This window comes from Colwellia sp. NW0002-52-1, from assembly GCF_057550865.1.
This window is the reverse complement of record NZ_BAAJLU010000009.1, coordinates 15,849-34,982: the sequence shown is the minus strand read 5'-3', so window position 1 is coordinate 34,982 and position 19,134 is coordinate 15,849. Positions and strand designations below refer to the sequence as shown.

Annotated in this window: 14 protein-coding genes; 4 read left to right on the top strand and 10 right to left on the bottom strand. The window is 38.2% G+C overall.

Annotation, left to right across the window (positions count from 1 at the left end):
• Nucleotides 1-60: 60 nt before the first annotated feature.
• From AC27H3_RS10660 to AC27H3_RS10645, 4 genes are all read left to right on the top strand, one after another.
• The gene (locus AC27H3_RS10660) at nt 61-2,199 is read left to right on the top strand and encodes a 4Fe-4S binding protein (protein ID WP_487106052.1); all 2,139 of its coding nucleotides are present in this window, start codon (nt 61-63) and stop codon (nt 2,197-2,199) included.
• A gap of 39 nt (nt 2,200-2,238) precedes the next feature.
• Nucleotides 2,239-3,387, top strand: coding sequence for a nitric oxide-sensing protein NosP (gene nosP / locus AC27H3_RS10655; protein WP_487106050.1), 1,149 nt, complete (start codon nt 2,239-2,241; stop codon nt 3,385-3,387).
• The gene (locus AC27H3_RS10650) at nt 3,380-5,944 is read left to right on the top strand and encodes a hybrid sensor histidine kinase/response regulator (protein ID WP_487106048.1); all 2,565 of its coding nucleotides are present in this window, start codon (nt 3,380-3,382) and stop codon (nt 5,942-5,944) included. The genes nosP and AC27H3_RS10650 overlap by 8 nt, the downstream gene beginning before the upstream one ends.
• Before the next feature lie 238 nt (nt 5,945-6,182).
• Entirely contained in the window at nt 6,183-7,073 is an 891-nt protein-coding gene (locus tag AC27H3_RS10645; protein WP_487106046.1) for a dienelactone hydrolase family protein, read from the top strand.
• Between the two features lie 99 nt (nt 7,074-7,172).
• On the opposite strand, the gene AC27H3_RS10640 is transcribed toward AC27H3_RS10645, so the two are convergent.
• The 10 genes from AC27H3_RS10640 to AC27H3_RS10595 form a co-directional block, all read right to left on the bottom strand.
• Nucleotides 7,173-8,843: a peptidase M16 family protein gene (locus AC27H3_RS10640; protein WP_487106044.1), complete on the bottom strand. Its 1,671-nt coding sequence runs from the start codon at nt 8,841-8,843 to the stop codon at nt 7,173-7,175.
• The gene (gene pqqE, locus AC27H3_RS10635) at nt 8,840-9,994 is read right to left on the bottom strand and encodes a pyrroloquinoline quinone biosynthesis protein PqqE (RefSeq protein ID WP_487106200.1); all 1,155 of its coding nucleotides are present in this window, start codon (nt 9,992-9,994) and stop codon (nt 8,840-8,842) included. The genes AC27H3_RS10640 and pqqE overlap by 4 nt, the downstream gene beginning before the upstream one ends.
• A 91-nt stretch (nt 9,995-10,085) precedes the next feature.
• On the bottom strand, nt 10,086-10,370 hold the full coding sequence (gene pqqD, locus AC27H3_RS10630) for a pyrroloquinoline quinone biosynthesis peptide chaperone PqqD (RefSeq protein WP_487106042.1): 285 nt from the start codon (nt 10,368-10,370) through the stop codon (nt 10,086-10,088).
• Nucleotides 10,367-11,140, bottom strand: a complete 774-nt coding sequence (pqqC, locus tag AC27H3_RS10625; protein ID WP_487106198.1) for a pyrroloquinoline-quinone synthase PqqC — start codon at nt 11,138-11,140, stop codon at nt 10,367-10,369. Before pqqC ends, pqqD begins: the two co-directional genes overlap by 4 nt.
• An 18-nt stretch (nt 11,141-11,158) precedes the next feature.
• Nucleotides 11,159-12,076 (bottom strand): pyrroloquinoline quinone biosynthesis protein PqqB, encoded by a 918-nt coding sequence (gene pqqB / locus AC27H3_RS10620; protein ID WP_487106040.1) that lies wholly within the window; start codon nt 12,074-12,076, stop codon nt 11,159-11,161.
• A 111-nt stretch (nt 12,077-12,187) separates the two neighbouring features.
• Entirely contained in the window at nt 12,188-12,259 is a 72-nt protein-coding gene (pqqA, locus tag AC27H3_RS10615) for a pyrroloquinoline quinone precursor peptide PqqA (RefSeq protein WP_081182153.1), read from the bottom strand.
• A gap of 263 nt (nt 12,260-12,522) precedes the next feature.
• Entirely contained in the window at nt 12,523-13,527 is a 1,005-nt protein-coding gene (gene pip / locus AC27H3_RS10610) for a prolyl aminopeptidase (RefSeq protein ID WP_487106038.1), read from the bottom strand.
• Nucleotides 13,528-13,682: 155 nt separating this feature from the next.
• Nucleotides 13,683-14,420: a hypothetical protein gene (locus tag AC27H3_RS10605; protein WP_487106036.1), complete on the bottom strand. Its 738-nt coding sequence runs from the start codon at nt 14,418-14,420 to the stop codon at nt 13,683-13,685.
• A gap of 326 nt (nt 14,421-14,746) precedes the next feature.
• Nucleotides 14,747-15,505 (bottom strand): PEP-CTERM sorting domain-containing protein, encoded by a 759-nt coding sequence (locus AC27H3_RS10600; RefSeq protein ID WP_487106035.1) that lies wholly within the window; start codon nt 15,503-15,505, stop codon nt 14,747-14,749.
• 374 nt (nt 15,506-15,879) lie between these two features.
• Nucleotides 15,880-19,017 (bottom strand): UvrD-helicase domain-containing protein, encoded by a 3,138-nt coding sequence (locus tag AC27H3_RS10595; RefSeq protein ID WP_487106033.1) that lies wholly within the window; start codon nt 19,015-19,017, stop codon nt 15,880-15,882.
• Between the last annotated feature and the right edge of the window lie 117 nt (nt 19,018-19,134).

Here is a 19,134-nt window from a genome sequence, read left to right as displayed (position 1 = left end):
CTGGCACTTTTTTATTCCGCAAATACTGATCAGTTTGTAACGATTTTTAGGGGTGTTAGCATGCATTTAAAAATACTCAACTTCCTAATGACAAGAGTGATTTTCATGCTTGTTTTTATGCTTGCACCTTCTTTTTATTCTTTTTCTTTTTCTCCTGTTGAGCCTCAAAATACCACCTCTATTTCTGCCGATATTGCCGAAATATTTCCTAGTGCAACACGTTTAGGCCCTGTTGATAAAAAAATTGCCGTAACGCCGGTTTATCAGTTAGGCGATTTACTCGGTTATGTCTTTGAGTCAGACGATTTTACCAACTTCATTGGTTTTTCAGGGCAAACTGTCAATATTCTTATTGGTATTGACACTCAAGGCGTAATTACCGGCTTAAAAATATTAAATCATCATGAACCAATATTCCTGCACGGACTAGGCGAACAGCCATTATTTAATTTTATTAACCAGTATCAAAACCATTCAATTAAAGAACGCTTTATTATTAATGCCCGCGATAAATCGTCAAAAGATGCCACCTATTTCGATGGCATTACCCGCGCTACCATTTCAGTATTAGTCGTTAACGACACCATAATTGCTTCTGCACTCAAAGTGGCACGCGAAAAGTTATCTGGCTTCGTTGCGCCTTCAAATTTCGTGGTTGATCCCGACTTTTTTGAAAAATTAAGCTTTGAACAACTGCTTGAGAAAAAATATATACAGCACTGGCAATTAACACGTGACCAAGCACTCGCCTTAACCCAAAACGAATCAAGTACACTGACAAATACAATTGAAAAACTAAGTGAAGATAGCAACGACTTTATCGATTTATATTTCGGATTTGCTAACATCCCTATTGTGGGTAAAAACTTATTAGGTCAAACAGAATACCAACGCTTACTCGAAAGTTTAATCCCCGGTGAACATGCCTTAATGGTATTAAATCGCGGTAACTATGCTTTTGTTAGTGAAGCGTTTATTCCACAAACCGTTCCTAGTCGTTTAAGCGCAACGCAAACCGCACTGCCGGTTGATATGCGCGATGTCGACTTTTATAGCTATTTCAATCCTAGGTTTGCACTTGAAATACCCGACTATAATGAAATTAAAGTGTTCCGTATTAAGTCTCAATCTGGTTTTGAGCTAAACAAAGAGTTAACCCTGTCGTTAGCTGTTAACTATAACCAATCATTTTTATCTAAAAAACAACACAACTTTAACTTTGCGAGTACATTACCTGAAACTTTGTTTCTTGATAAAACGCCTTTAGTTCAACCTGAAAAAGCGCAACCATTATGGCTAAAGCTTTGGCTACAACGAAGTAATGAAATAATCATACTTTGCATATATCTTATCGCCTTAACACTAATTTTTATTAAGCAAGAAACGTTGGCGAAAAATGAAAAGTTAACTCACCAAGTACGCTTTATCTCCTTGATATTTGTTATCGGCTTTATCGGCTTTTATTCCCAAGGGCAGTTGTCTGTTGTCAACATTTACACCTTGTTATTGTCAATCAAACAAGGCTTTAACATTGAAGTATTTCTGCTTGATCCGATAATATTTATTTTATGGATTTTTGTCTTTATTAGCCTGTTCTTGTGGGGCCGAGGTTTGTTCTGTGGTTGGTTATGCCCTTTTGGTGCGCTACAAGAAATAATGACTTTGATAGCGACTAAACTGAAAATAAAACAAATTAAAATTAAGCCTCAACACCATAAAGCGGGTCAAAAAGTAAAATATGTATTGCTGGTATTGTTAGTCGCTTGTTCTTTTTACTCACTAACACTAGCAGAGCAACTGGCTGAAATAGAGCCTTTTAAAACCAGCATAACACTTAATTTTGTGCGCTATTGGCCGTTTGTTTTGTATGCTGTTTTACTGCTACTTTTGAGCTTGAAAATTCATAAATTTTATTGTCGTTATTTGTGTCCGTTAGGCGCAGGATTAGCAATTATTGGTCGATACCCCATATTTAAATGGTTAAGACGTCGTGATGAATGTGGCTCACCATGTCAGCTTTGTCGTAATAAAAAATGTGGTATAGACGCCATTAAACCCACAGGTGCAATTGACTACAGTGAATGTATTCAATGCTTAGAATGTGTTGTGGTTATTGAAAGCCCTAAGCTCTGCGTAGTTAATAAATATGCAAATAAAACAAAGCCTTCACCGATAAAGGTGTTGAACTGTAACCAGTAAACTATATGATGGTTATCTACATAATGATGAGCCGAATGTATGCATGAAATAAAAACAGTTACGGCAGTTAGTAAAGCAATAGACCCTGCCATTGCAAGCCTTGAACTATATCAACAATTAAATAAAGCGAACATCAGCTTTGTGCTTTTCTATTGCTCCTCTACTTATGCGCTAGACACCCTAGCACAAAGTATGGAAAGCACCTTTACCGATGTTGATATTGTCGGATGTACTACCGCTGGCGAAGTCACAAACCAAGGTTACGAACAGCACTCCATAGTTGCTATCGGATTTTCCAGCCAATACTTTGCTATTTGCGCTACATTAATTGAGTCGATGGAAAAATTCGACACCATCAATGCTCAGTCAACCATTAATGAGTTAGTTGAAAGCTGCCAATCGAAAGAGTTAACAGAGATAAAAAATAACAGTTTCTTACTCACCTTACTCGATGGCCTTTCTTCAAGCGAAGAACAGTTTTTAGTTACCTTAAACTCTGCTGCTAGAGCTATTCCGCATTTTGGTGGTTCGGCGGGCGACGACATAAATTTAACTAAGACTCATGTTTATTATCACGGAAAATTTTATCGAAACGCTGCAATTGTTATTATGGTTAACACCATTTTGCCATTTGAAGTTTTTACCTGTCACCACATCAAGCGACCAATAGAAAAACTCGTGGTTACCGATGCTGACGCAGCCAACAGAACGGTGTACGAATTAAACGCCGAGTCTGCAGCATTAGAGTATGCAAAATTACTCAATATTGACCTGAAAGATTTAAGCCCAGAAGTATTTTCGCTTAATCCATTAGCGGTTAAAGTCGGCGGTGACTACTATATTCGTTCTATTCAAAAAGTGAATGAAGCAGATTTAAGCTTAACATTTTACTGCGCAGTGGATGTTGGTATTGTGCTAACAGCCGTAGAAATGGGCGATATATTTTCCCCTGTAACAGACAAACTTGGTGAAATTTCACAACGCTATGGTGCCCCTGAATTAGTCCTAACCTGTGATTGCTTTTTAAGGCGGCTTGAAATTGAACAAAAAGGCTTAGAATCGCGAGTAAGACGTTTAAATGCCCAATACAACATTGTTGGTTTTAATACCTACGGCGAACATACTAATGGTATTCACTTAAACCAAACTTTTACCGGCGTTTTCATCGCTGGAGGCGACAATGAGTGAGCAAGCTTTAAAAGATGAGTTGGCTTTGCTAAAACATCAAAATGCTAAACTTATTAAAATTAACAATGCTTTAATGCAACGTGTTGAAGACAGTGGCGAAAATCAATATGCCCCCTACACCGCTTTTGAACATTCTGTGCACTTAGCTGAACAAGTACGAGAAAAAACGCAAACACTGAATGAAACACTCGCAAAACTAGAGTCGAGTAACCGAGCATTAAAACAAGCAAATGATACTGCCAACTTATTTAAACAACGCTTTATAGATGCGATTGAAAGCATTACAGAAGCCTTTGTTTTACTCGATAACGATGGCAGAATTATTCTTCAAAACAGTAACTTTGCCAGCTTTTGGAGTGATTCTGGCTTACCTATTGTTGAAGGTGCAAACCTTAATGACTTAAAAGAGTTAGCTAAAACACGTGGCATTATTCGTCGAGCATCACCGGGGGATAATTTTGCCAGCCCCGTATATCAGCTATCAGACGATCGTTGGTTCCAACTCAACGAACATCGCACCAGCGAAGGTGGCTGGGTAATGCTTTATACCGATATTACTGCCATTAAAAATGCAGAAAGCGCCCGATACGAGCGTGGCATGGCGCAAAAATCTTTGTTACTGCAAAACTTAATTGATAACCTTTCACAAGGTGTGGTTTTAATCAGCAGCCAAAATAAAATTGAAGTATGGAATATGCGGTTTGCACAAATTAGTCAATTATCGCCAAACCTTTTACGGGCAATGCCCAACACCAATAATGTGCAAAACTTAACCGAGCTTGATCTCGCACCAAAATCTAGTACAGATAACTATTATTATACCCAAACGCTAATGAATGGAACGGTTCTAGAAATACGTGATCATCGTTTAAATAATGGTAAAATCATCAAAACCTACAGCGATATTACCGAACGTCATCGCTATGCAGAATCGTTAAGAAAAAGTGAAAGTTGGCTGCGATTAATTACTGATAATGTTCCCGCGATGATCGCCTACATAGGCGAAGATCTAAAATATCAGTTTACTAACCAAGTATATGTTGACTGGTATGGTTTGCCACAAGGCGGACTTAATGGTTTGGAGCTAGAACAAAGCCGTGTGCATACTAATTTCACTGAATTAAAATCTTATGTTGATCGCGCTTTAAAAGGTGAAAGTGTCAGCTTTGCCATGGAAGAAAAAAACAAAAAAGGTGAACCTTGCTATCTTTTAAAATCTTACGTGCCTAATCGCGACAATAAAGGCCATGTTCTTGGGTTTTTCGTGCTTATTCGCGACATTACCGCACGTAGAAAAGATGCCCTTGCACTACAAAAAGCTCATGATGAACTTGAAATTAGAGTGCAAGAAAGAACGGTTCAACTGCAAGGGTTAAACGATAAGTTAATTGTTGAAGTAGCTGAGCGCAGCCAGGCACAAGCGAATTTACATAAAGCCAAAAGTGAAGCTGAGTTTGCCAACAGCACCAAAACAAAATTTTTAGCTGCTGTTAGCCATGATCTACTGCAACCCTTAAATGCCGCGCAGTTGTTTACCAGCTCACTCATGGAAAAAACGTTAGAAACGAATACCAAAAAACTGCTGGGTTCTGTTTCTAATTCGTTAGACGATTTAGAGAACTTAATTTGCACCCTAGTAGATATTTCAAAACTAGATGCGGGTGTAGTAAAAGCAGACAAAAGCTCATTTAAATTATCAGAATTACTTAATAACCTAGCCAGTGAATATCAACAAACCAGTGAACAATTTAAAGTAAAATTACACTATGTTAGTAGCGATTTAGTGGTAAATTCTGACAGTGTATTGCTAGCACGCATTCTGCGCAACTTTCTCTCTAATGCCTTTAGATACGCCAATAATGGCAAGGTCTTACTTGGCTGTAGACGACAAGGTGATTATGTTTCTATTGAAGTATGGGACAATGGTATGGGTATTGCCCAAGACCAGCTTCAAGAGATATTTAAGGAGTTTAAACGTCTTAAATCGTCTCAATCAGCGTTTCGTAACGGCCTAGGCTTAGGGCTTGCCATTGTCGATAAAATTTCAACCGTATTAAAGCAACCTATTATGGTTAATTCTACCTTAGGTAAAGGCTCAGTTTTTTCGGTAAAAGTGCCCTTAGGTAAATTAAGTGACTTACCTCAAACCATAAACCCTCAAAATTACATCCTTGATAATACGGCTTTAGCTAAGCGTAAAATATGGATTATTGATAACGATGCGACCGTTTGTGCCGGTATGGCTGAGTTATTAGGCGGCTGGGATTTTATTGTAACCACCGCAACTAGCTTGAAACATTTGCAAGAACAAGTGAATGTGGCAGATGACCATGCAGACATACTCATCGTGGATTACCATCTTGACGACGGCGTTAATGGTTTAGACGTTTCAACCGAGATAAATAGCTTACGCGTTAATGAACTGCCGGTAATTATGATCACCGCCAATTACAGTAAAGAGTTAAAGAACGAGGTTAAAGCTAACGATATTTTATTACTTAACAAGCCAGTAAAACCGATGAAATTGAAAACCTCAATGCTGTACTTGTTGAAATAATAGCTGACTAAAGCAGGTAACTTATCCGTTCTAACTAGTCTTTTTTAAGCAACTTGATATAAGTAGCCTGTTTGAAAATAGTTTGTGACTAAACCAGATACATGGAAACAGCTAGCCTGCTTAAACTCTAACGATCAATAATAACTTTTAAGTTGTGCTACCCGAGAAATTATCCTACTTTATCCCTAGGTAAAGCGTTCATATTTTGTCAAAATCAACATTCATAAGTGAGATTAAAATGTCAAAAAAACAAAACAGTGATATTCCTCAAGAAGCATTTGACTGGTACGACTCTTATGCACATGGCGGCATGGATCGTAGAACATTTATGGCAAAGCTTGGTACTTTAGTGGCTGTGGGTTATTCAATGACCGTACTCACATCGGCCCTTTTACCTAATTATGCCTTAGCCGAGCAAGTATCTTTTAATGATGAAGATATAAAAGCAACCTATGAATCTTTTGACTCACCACACGGTTACGGTAAAGGTGCAGGCTATTTAGTTACACCAACCAATAAAAAAGGCCCCCTGCCTGTTGTGCTTGTTATCCATGAAAACAGAGGCTTAAACCCTTATGTTAAAGATGTAGCTCGCCGTTTGGCTAAAGCTGGCTACCTTGCCTTTGCGCCCGATGCTTTATTTCCTTTAGGTGGCTACCCTGGTAATGACGATGAAGGCAGAGCAATGCAAAGAACCATGGATCGCGCTAAAATTCAGCATGACTTTGTAGCGGCGGCAAACTTTATTAAGCAACACCCAAGAAGTAACGGCAAGCTCGGCGCTGTAGGTTTTTGTTTTGGTGGTTACATGGTTAATTATTTAGCGGCAATCGACTCTGATCTTATTATCGCAGGCGTCCCCTTTTACGGCACACCCGCATCGAAAGAGTTAAGAAAAAATATTAAAGCATCGTTACTTGTGCAACTGGGTGAGCTTGATGAGCGAGTGAATAAATCTTGGCCTGAATATGAAAGCGACTTAAAACAGGCTGGTGTGCCTTATAAAATGCACATGTATAAAAATGCTCATCATGGTTTTCATAACGATTCTACAGGGCGCTATGATAAAGAAAATGCAGACCTTGCATGGGATCGCACATTAGCATTTTTTGCAGAAAAACTCGTGTAAAAACATGCTTTCATAGTGAGTTGATCAGCATTGGTCAACTATCTAACCTCAACTCTTTAATATCTAATATCTACTATCTACTATCTAAAAAAGCTTCGCTTAAATTAAGCTCATAACCACAGCTATTCTTTGTAAATAGCCAACAATATCTTCTGGGCTTAAATCGGCAACATTACTGCTATTTACTTGATGAACCCGACAGTACTTTATTTTAGCCAATATTAAGCTCTGACTAATAAAAGCCATATCTTCACTTAAGGTCAACAAGCATGGTGAAATTGTATTTATTTGCTCGACTGGTGCTACGTCAAAAGCGCTATAAATAGCAAGATAAGCTGAGTCTTCAATGGTTAATGCTTGTGTGGCATAACAAAAGCCTTCACATCTACGTGCTATAAATGCGGGATAAGCACTCAATACATAACTGGTGATATTGGCAATAGCTTGTTCTTTTTTGCTAATTTTTATCAACCATAAGGCGTTATTCTGATCGTAAACACTTACCGCTTTGGTGTGTTCTTTTGGCTTTTGTTTTTGACTTAATTCTTTGCTAGTTAAGTTTTTTTTAGCTGAGTGATTTAATACAAACTGTTGTTTTGCTTCTAGGCAAAGCGAAGTGAATAATTTAGGTAATGGCTGACTTGCTGACTCGGCTTTACTTCTTTTAAGTGGGCTAGTATCAGCACTACTGCCAACACTAATCTCAGCACTAGTATCAAATGTTTGCTCAGCATTAACCGCATCACTAATTTTATCAGCCAAAGATACGAGCGGTGCAATTACACCTGCTTTAGCTGTTTGAGCTGCTTTTTCTATTTGAATTATTTTAGACTTGGGCTTTAGTTTGAGATTGAGTTTGGATTCGGCTTTCACCTGCCCTTTAATATCAACGGTCAACGTTTCATTTTCAACACTTTTATATTGTTCAAAACGTAAGTCATTTGGCGTTTTCAACGTTAAAGAATAAGCATTTATAAGCGTGTTAATTGCTGGGGAATATTTTGCTTGGTAATGTTCGGCTTTGTTATTATTGCCACGATTGTTACTCGTTTTTTTTATCTCGGCGTTAGCTTTATCTTTTAACGAATGGCTTTGGTTATTTTGTGCTTGGCTAGTTTGTGCTTGGCTAACTGGCACAGATAAGCGCGAAATTAACGCTGATATATTTTCAACATCGGCATTAGCGGTAACTAAGGTAATATTGCTCGCTTGATAAAAACGTTGATGAAAAGCCCTAATTTCTTTAAGTGTTAAGTCGCCAATAGTACTGCTAACACCGCCATAATTAAACTCATGCTCTATCTCGCATGTTTCGCTTGTTTCTTTTATTTCGCTGTTGCTCTTGGTGTGCTCTATACCAATAAGTTCACGATAAATAACGCCTTTATCTTTGCCATCATAAACTTCACCGTTTAAGTACTCTTCATCGAACACCGGCGAAAACAAGCCATTTAATAAATACTCTATGGCTAAGTTGAAGGTATATTCACACGGGCTTTGGCAATGGAAATAAGTGGTATCAGCAAACGTTGATGCATTAATTTTTGCATCAGTAAGCGCCGTTAGTTGAAATAAAGTTTCAGGGTTTTCAAAAGCTAAACTGCGACGAAAAATGCCATGTTCAACACCATGCGCTACCCCACTATTATCAAATATTGGGGTGTTAACCACAAACAAAGCGCTGTAGCCTTCATTATTAACAATGTTGATATGTTTTAAACCATTTTCATGGCGATACATGTTATCAATCAAGGGTGCAGCTACGCTCATACTTTTACGGTAACAATATTTAACTCAGCATTTTTAGCATGTTTCATCGCCGTACTTTGGTTAATGCGATCAACAATAGCTTTGGAAGGTTTTATTGCACTCTCGATAGCTTTTTGAATCAGGTGATGATCTTCAGACTTACTACACACGGGATCAGTTTTATGCATGTCGCCTGTCATCATAAAGGCCTGACAACGACAACCGCCAAAGTCTTTCTCTTTTTCATCACACCCCTTACAAGGTTGTGGCATCCAATCGTCACCACGAAAGTATTCAAATGAAAAATCTTGTTGCCAAATGTCGGCAATCGACTTGTCTTTAACATTTGGAAAAGTCAACGGTAACATTTTTGCGCTATGACAAGGCAAGGCTGAGCCATCAGGCGTAACGGTTAAAAATGTGGTGCCCCAGCCATTCATACAAGCCTTAGGTCTTGTTTCATAATAGTCAGGAGTTACAAAAATAAAATGTGGCCCTTTGCCTTGCTGTTGCTCTCTAAACTCATTAACTATGCGCTCAGCTTCAACCAATTCAGCTTGAGTGGGCAGCAAATGATCCCGGTTTTGATACGCCCAACCGTAATATTGCGCAGTGGCTAACTCAACATAATCAGCCTCTAACTCACAACTTAAACGCATAACTTCTGCAATTTGACTGATGTTTTGTTTAGAAATAACAAAGTTAAGCACCATAGGATAACCTTGTGCTTTAACCGATTTAGCCATTTTAAATTTTTGTTTGTAAGCGTTGCCTTTTCCGGCAATAGCATCGTTTACTTCGGGATCAGCTCCCTGAAAACTTATTTGAATATGATCTAACCCAGCTACTTTTAACTTAGCGATGCGTTTTTCAGTTAAGCCAATGCCCGAGGTAATTAAGTTAGTATAAAAACCTAAATCTCTAGAATGCTTTACCAGTACTTCTAAATCTTTACGCAATAGCGGCTCGCCACCTGAAAAGCCCAGTTGCACCGCACCCATGTCTCGGGCTTCGGTAAATACTTGGCACCATTGTTCGGTGGTTAGCTCATCTTTGGTTTCAGTTAACTGTGTTGGGTTCGAACAATAAGGACAATGTAATGGGCAGTCGTAAGTTAACTCGGCAAGCAACCATAGTGGTGGGCCGACTGTTGAAATGCTTTCAGTTAGCATTTCACTTGAATTTTCATCCAGATTTTTGCTTATATTTTCGCTTATATTTACACTAGGAGCTTCGCCTACTGAATCAGAGGTAGCGGTTTGATCAATCATAATATAGCCACTTTTTTTCAATTGCAGTGCTGATAAACTCATTCACATCCGCAGATAAATCACCGGCATCAGGGAATTTTTCATTCAGAGTATCAGTAATTTCTTGCAGGTTTTTTTTTCCATCAACAAGTTGCATAATTTCGCCAGCACCACCGTTAAGTTTTACCATGCCTTCAGGAAACAACAACACAAAACAGTTTTGTGCTTTTTCCCACTGAAAACGAAACATGGTATTAAGTACCGGTACTTTATTAGATGCTACTGCTGGTGTACTCACTTAAATATCCCCTTGTGGCAAATAGGATTGGCAATGGCTTCATCACCTAATATGGCTTGATAAGGCGCTTTGCCTTGTTGGTATGCTAATGCAATAGCATCTAACATGCTCCAGAGAATATCTAACTTAAATTGTAAAATATTCAAGGCATCTTCTTGTTGGGTGCGGCTAGTAAAATGGTCTAAAGTTATTTGTAAACCATGATTAACATCGCGGCGCGCCTGCGATAAACGCATTTGAAAATAGCTTAACCCTTCAGGTTTTATCCACGGGTAATTTGTGGGCCATGAATCAAGGCGGCTTTGGTGTATTTCAGGGGCAAACATTTCAGTTAACGATGAACAAGCCGCTTCTTGCCAGTTTGCTCTGCGGGCAAAGTTTACATAAGCGTCAACCGCAAAACGCACGCCTGGCAGTACAAATTTTTCATCAAGTAAATCTTGTCGATTTAACCCCACTGCCTCACCTAAACGCAACCAAGCTTCAATGCCACCTAACGTGTTATCACCCACGCTACCGTCATGATCAAGTATGCGCTGAATCCATAAACGCCGAGTTTCTATATCACAGCAATTGGCCATAATAGCGGCGTCTTTTATCGATATATTCGCTTGATAATAAAAGCGATTAGCAACCCAACCTCGTATTTCTTGCTTACTACATTCACCTTTATGCATAGCAATATGAAAGGGATGATGAATATGATAAAGCTGACCTTTATCTTTTAATTTTTTTTCAAACTGTTCTTTGGTCCAAGCCTGCATAAAAATGGATCCTATAAAATGAGATTAAATCGTTATTTCCATGCCGTCGGTGGCAATTTCGACACCATTGTCTAAAACATACTGATGCTGAGGAGACTCTTCATTTAAAATGGGGTTTGTGTTGTTTATATGAATAAGAATTTTTCGCTCAATCGGAAATTTATTTAATAACGCAACCGTACCAAACTCTCCATTAACCGGCATGTGGCCCATTTCTGAACCCAACTTTTTACCAACACCTTGCGCGATCATTTCATCGTCTAGCCATAATGTGCCGTCGATGAGTACACAACTTGCTTCTGATAAAATTTGCTCAACTTGAGCATTACTTTCAACAATACCGGGGAGATAAAATAAATATTTACCGCTGGTTTTATCAATAATTTTTAAGCCAATGTTATTACCATCAACCACTTTATCGCGATAGCGAGAATATGGCGGCGCATTCGACTCTATAATAACCGGTTCAAAAGCGATATCAGCAACACCTTTCACACTAAATGGTGCGCGTTTATCGGTATCTATAAGATTAAAATTCAAGCCGCCGTGCCAGTGTTCTAACATGTTAAACAAGGGAAATACGGTTGATAGGTCTTCATAAACTACATCACTGCAATACACGTCAAGCGGCAATCCTTCTCGTAACGTTAACAGGCCAGTGGTGTGATCTATTTGGCTATCAGTTAAAATTGCTGCACGAATATTTGTACCTCGGCTGCCTTGCTCTGGCCAAAGTTGTGGCGATTGATTAATTTGTTGACGAATATCTGGAGAGGCATTGATTAACACCCAATCTTTGCCATTAGGGCTAACAGCGATTGACGATTGTGTGCGCGCAGTGGCTTTAATTGTTCCGTCGCGTAAACCTTTACAGTTAGCGCAATGACAATTCCATTGTGGAAATCCGCCACCTGCAGCTGAGCCTAGCACTAAAATTTTCATATGTGCCTCGAGTTAAAACAAGTGGGAAAGGAGAAATTAAACAGTGAAAATTAATTACCCCAGTTTTTTAAAAATTAAAGCTAACTGAAGTAATTATTAATGGTGTAATTATTAGCGATTGTTGATGTAAAGAGTAACTTCAAATCCTAAACGCATTTCTTCAAAATTAGGCTTAATCCACATAATTTATTCCTCTTTGGTTAGTAAAACTTAACGTAATATTGCTTACCTAGTTACTGTATTTAATTTCTATTTAATAAAAAATCATACTTTAGATGGAAAAGTATAGGTGCATGTAAGGATAATGATATTGCGCCGATATAAAAGCAGTTAAAAGATACTAATGTTTTGATTAAGTCGCCTACCTCAAACGTTTAATAATACTAAAAATTGTTACTATTAGAGTATCCGTTAACGCTTATCCCTTTAACCCTTAACCTTATCCATCAGCTAAGCTTTGCAAAATCATTCGTAGCTTTTACTAGCGCCGAAATTATTTTAGGCTCGCTAGCAACATGCCCAGCCATTTCAATAATTGAAAGTTCAGCTTCAGGCCAACATTGCTTTAATAACCAAGCTTGCTCAACAGAGCAAACCATATCATGGCGACCATGAATTATTTTTGTTGGAATATGCCGAATACTATCAATATGTTCAAGTATTGGGGCTTGCTCAATAAAGCATTGATTCATTGAATAAAACAACTGAATAATGGCCGATGTTTTTTCATCTTCTGTTATTGATATATCGTCAAGCGTAAGCCGTTTTTGCCAATAAACTAAACTAGCTTCCCAAAATTGTATTCGCTTAAGCATAGCGTTTGAACATGCATTATCAGTACTAGAAAGCTGTTGATATATTGCCGATATTGGCTGCGCTTGCTGTGAAATAGGCAAGTGTTCAACTAAGTAACGCCAAGCCTCAGGGTAAGTTTTAGCCGCACCATTTTCGCTATAAAACCAATCAATATCTTGTTGGCGAGCCAGAAATATTCCGCGTAATATCAAGCCCGCAACTTTATCAGCAAATCGCTGTGCATAAGTTAGCGCTAACGTAGTGCCCCAAGAACCACCAAAAACCAACCATTTTTCAATACCTAAATGTTGACGTATTAACTCAATATCTTCTACAAGATGGCCGGTAGTATTATGTTTTAACAGCCCTTTAGGACGAGAGCGACCACAGCCACGTTGATCAAACAAAATAATATGGTACAAAGCAGGATCGAAAAAGCATCGATGTGATGGCCGACAACCAGATCCTGGTCCTCCGTGCAAAAAAATCACGGGAATACCATCAGGATTGCCACATTGCTCAACATATAATTGATGTGTTTGTGATGAACAGTTATTCGATATTGTGTCGTTAGTTAATGTTTGACTAGCTAAGTTATTAGCGACAGGAAGATAAAAATGCCCAAAAGGCTCAATGGCTGGATAAAGTGATAACATATACATAAACCTGCAATTCAATAAAATTCGGGTAACCGAAAATAACATCAAACCATACTAAATTGGCAAGTAGATAGGTTCAATATTTAATATGTGATTAATGTTATGTAACCATCAGTTGGAGGTGTTCGTTAAAAAAATAGTAAATATAAATATTAGCTAAAAGATAAATCCATATATTTATTGAGCTTTTCGTTATTTAACCGTTCAGGTGAAAGCTGGTCAACTATTTCTAGGGTTTGATAAACTTTACTGAGCGATACTTTATCGTCTAATGGTATTTTTTCGAAACTTGGCGCTTCAATGGTTTCTTTAAGTAATAATAAGGTGTCTTGCAGATTGGCTTTAAAGTCTGACCCGCGCTTTGCTTCCTCAACGTCTGAAATAATATATTTTGCCGACTCAAGCGCTTTAATTAAAGCTGTTAATGCCGCACTATCTTCTTCAGGTGCTGACGTAAAATCATTAGTACCATCGGCATTACTTTCGTTATCATCATTCTCTAAACGCTCAAGTAAACTACTGATAAAATCAACAATACTTATAGTTTTATCGGAGCTTTTTGAAGATTCACTTTCAGCTTGTGATGATGAATCGGTTAATGCCGTGTATTCATTTTTTGAAATTAAACCAAGCTGATAAACCCGTTCTTTCAATGCATCAACATCATTAAAATTGAGTGCATCTTTACTAAAAAATTCATTGCTAATAGCATTTATTTTTTGTGCCCTATTTGATAAATATAAGTTACTGCTACTACCCGTTAACACGGCTTCGTTTTCTGTACTGCTTGCTTTATGCTCAGCAATAATATTGTCTACTTCTGAGGTATTAGACGTTACAGACGATGAACTATTAAGCAGCGCGCTATAGGTATTTAAGCTATTAATCATGTTATATTTTTCAAGTTTTTGACATATATAGCACTGAGCAAAATTTAGGCCAGAGATATAATTTGACGCTAGAATAAATCTACATTAAATTTTGCATCGAGAGCAAAGTAGCTGACAAAATTTACGCGCTAATTAATATCTCAATTGTGAATTGATATTAAGAGCGCCATTAAGCCATGCATGTATACCACCATTCAATACCTTAAATAGATTTTTTATCGAGATAAAAAAACCGACATAAAGTCGGTTTTTTAATTAATAAGTTTGTAAGCGTAAGTCTTAACAAATAAGCGAGATTTATCTCAAATTACTTTTACTCTATTATTTTACTTTTTAGTTTGCACTTTTCTTACCGCAAGGCCAAATAACGTTAAAGCAAACAAAGCAAATGTTGTTGGCTCCGGCACACTTGTTGGTCCAGCATTGGCCGCTGGAACAGCTGAAAGCAAGTTACTCGAATCAGAGAAGCTCATATTTAGTGTATTCCAAGCGTCTGCGTAGCCGCCATCTTGTGCGCTTACGGTTAACTGAGAAACCAAATAAAAATACTGATTGGTATTCAGTGAAATACTTAACGTGTCTAATTTATTTACGTCTTGTTCATTGCTAATAAAAAGGCTTGTTTGATCAACACCATAGCCTTCAGATGGCTCAAAATAAACGGTAGCAAAGTCATAACCAAAATAATATTCTTCTATACCGCTAATACTATAACCCACATCAATAATACCCACGTCGGCTCTTAAGTAAGTAGAATTACCACCACTTGAACTACCATGAAGGTCAATAGATAAATCTAAATCATAAGGTGAAGTACCGGTATATTGAAACGCTTGCACAGCTAATATTCTGTTATAACCGCTTGTTGTTTTCCCTTTTAACGTTGGTAAGTAACTCGTTGTTTGTAATTCGCCATAAAGGCTAGTTGAGTTATTATAAATCTCTGCAGATGTACTTCCCATTCCTCCTTGATATACGCCATTACTATAAGCAACTACTCCGTATTGATTGATCAAGCCTGCATTTGCATTAAAGGCAAATGTTGTTGTAAATACTAAAGCAATCATTGCTATTTTTTGTATCATTGTTCTTCCCTATGTATGTAAACAAGCATTATGCACCCAACTAGGTACATTTATTTTGTTGTAAATCCAATTAAATTTATTTATCAAACAAAAAAATTATAACGACTTTCAAAATATAATCTACGAAAATATTAGTAACTTATGCTTGTGTAACGCCAAAGTTAAGTAAAATTAAATTGTCAAAAAATAGACTTACCTTACCCTTTTCGAGTACCTTCAAAATTCGGTAACTCTGCTGCTAGCCACCTATCTAAGGTTTTACTTATTGAGTAAATTAATCGCATTAAATTGTACCTTTATTATCTTCACATTGAGGATGGTGAAGCAGAAATATTCAAACCTATTTAACCCCATTCAAATCCATTCAAATCTATTCAAACCAAAGCTGGCCAGTTTATTTTTGCTTCATCAACACCATGTTTACAACTCATCGGCTCATTGCCTTTAAAGTTTTTACAGCCCCAAAACTGACCGTTTTTACTTGAACGTAATACCATTTCTGCGTTGCACTTTTCACAGGTGGGTATGATGGTATTGCAGGTGTTATTTAAACACAGTTTAAAGCCGGTAAAACGTTGTCGTGTCATCGGGCTTTCACAGCTTAAACACGGTTTTTCTTTATGCTCGCAACGTGGAAAATGCGAGCAAGAATAAAACGCGCCATACTTGCCCGTGCGTTTTTTTAGTATGCCAGTTTCACAAACCAAACAGTTTATTTCATCAATAAAGTTTTGACTGGCAGCACTGCCAAATTCATCTAATTCAATGTCGTGTGCATGTTCATCGACAAGCTCTTTAACAAAACAGCTTGCCTCGCTCATATCTGCAATAATATAAACACGATGTTTAGCCCTGGTTAACGCGACATAAAACAAACGACGCTCTTCTGCGTAGGCATATTTTTCTGCTTTAGCAAGCAAGGCATCGAGTAATGCCGGTGTTGCTTTCTGCGACGGAAAACCATGTGCGCCCTTCTTTAACCCTAAAATAATTACGTAATCAGCCTCTTTACCTTTTGAAGCATGAAACGACTGCGACTCAAGCGTTAGCAGCGGATACTGAACTTTTAAGCGTTCAAGGGTTGCTTTGCTCGGCAGCTGAAACCAAAAGCGCGCTAAAAAATAGGCGCTGATCGGTGTTACCTTTTTATCATCGCTTAGTTGATTAGCAGGCACTTTCGCAGAAATAGCCGCTAACACATCATCAACTGCGCCATTGGCTATTTCATCAATAGTATTGCTGTTTTCTGCAGCTGTGGCCTTAGCACCATTGGCCCTAGCATCATAGGCATTAACACTAGCGGCTTGTGCAGTAAAAGCTGTAGTCGACTTAACCGCGCCAAACTCACGTTTAAGTAATGACACCGCAGGCGCTGGCACTTGTTGTAAAGAACGAATAGTTTTATTAATTTGACTAGGGTTTTTACTGATAAAGTCAGTAGCCACTTTGCCAATTCGGTTATTAAAACGAAAGGTAGTATCTAATGTCGACTGTGTGGTTGAACTAGCAGTAGTGGCACTAGCAGCGCTAGCCCTATTTATATTAGCGGTATTAGTTGTACTAGTTATATTAGTTATATTAGTAGCTGCACCAGTGGCACCAAAATAATCGGCAAAACCTGTGGTTAAAGTTACGTCAGCGCCACTAAAGCGATAAATAGCTTGCCAGTCGTCACCAACAGCAAACACAGAACAAGCCTTATTATTATCGCGCAACGCTTTTACTAAGCGCGCCCTAGGCTCTGAAATATCTTGAAATTCATCCACCATAATATAACGCCACGGTGATTCAAATTTACCCGCCTGCACATAGCTAAGCGCCTTGTTGATCATATCTTCAAAGTCAATCTCACCATAACTTGTCAAGTGTGTTTGATAGCGACTTAAAATCGGCTTAAGTAACACCAATGCCTTCGCCGTTTGTTTTGGATCGGCGGAGTTAGCAATAACGTTTTTCTCTAACGATGCATCTAAACAAGCCGCTTTATAAAGACCAACCAACTGCGAAAATAAATTAGCCAGCAGCGTTATACGGCCACTTTCTCGTAAACTGTCGAGTATCGCTTCATCAGGTAACTGTTCAACGTCGATATTTTCTGCATTAAAACAAGCCTCTAACGCACTAATTAAGCGACCTTGTTTATGCTGAGCATAACTTAACTCAAGACAACGTGTTTGGTAGTGTTGATGGGCATCTCGCTTCCATGCAATGGCCGCATGATACTTTTCTTTATCAATAAAAGTAGCCGTATCGCCGTTCTCGTCTATGCCATAATATTCAATGTACATGTTAAGCTCAGGCAGAAAAAAGTCAGGTCGATATTGCCTGCACTGAACCGTGCTAACATCGTATGCATAGTTAGCCTCGTACTGATATTCAATACCATGATTAAACAACCAATTAGCAATATAAAGCTCGCCAAAACTTTTAACTTTATCGCCCTTTAAGCTACGAATGTCGTTGTCGGTTAAATACTGGTAATACTCGCCCAAGCTTTTAAAATCAAAATCATTGCGCTCAACGTAATAGTATCGACTAAAATACTCAATAATAAGCCTACGATACTGCGCATGCTCATTAATCAGCGTTTCAAAACAGCTTTGCACCCACTTAGTTTTCGCTTTTTCATCTTCAGCAAATAGCGATAAACTCGGCTTTGCGCCTTCTACTTGCGCAATAATATACAAGCCTAAACTATGAAAAGTAGTCGCACTTATTTTATCAGTAGGCTTATTGCCATTAGCGAGTTTGTTTATTATCCGCCCGTTCATTTCATCTGCGGCTTTGCGGCCATACGCTAATAACAAAATGTCGCGGTGCTGTGCTTGCTTACTATTAAGCAAATACCCAGTTCGACCCACCATAACACTGGTTTTGCCCGTTCCTGCGCCTGCTAACAGCAAATTATTATCATTGTCGATAATACAAGCACGGCGCTGAGGCAAGGTTAACGGGTTAGACTCAACACCATCAAAAAAGGCTTGATGAACATGCAGTTGCTGGGTGATATAGCGCTCTCTACAATCATCAATATCTTGAGCTTGCCAACGCGCATAATGCGACAACCATTGCAGCTTTTCAGTTACTATTGGCAGTGCTTTACTTTGTTTAATCCAAGGAAACCAACGCAGAAATTCTTGTTGAATAAGTAACTGAAAACGTTCAATGCTCGACTGGCGAATATACTGATTAGCCGTTAGTTTTTCTATCGAGGCTAACAGCGTATCAAGGCGATAACGGTTAGCCGCCACCCAAAGCGCTTCGCACTCTGATTTTTTCATCAGCCTAGCGCTATAAGCAAGCATACTAAGCACATAGGTTTGCTTAGCGGTTTTTAACGTAACAATTTGGCCTAAAAAGCTGATATTAAATTGCGCTGGCACAATAAGATCTTGCCATTTAATTTCAATTAAGCTGTTTTTAAACTCAAACGACAAGCCCGTTTCACTAAGGTTAATTTTTCTATTTTTAACAATAAAACGACCAAAAAAACTTGCAGATATACCATTCATTAATACAACAAACCCGAATACGAAAAGGAGACTTTTCCTGAGGCAAGTATTCTAGCATTAGTGATGGCGAAAATGCCCTTTGATTAATAGAGAAAGTTTAACGGAAAAAGTATAATT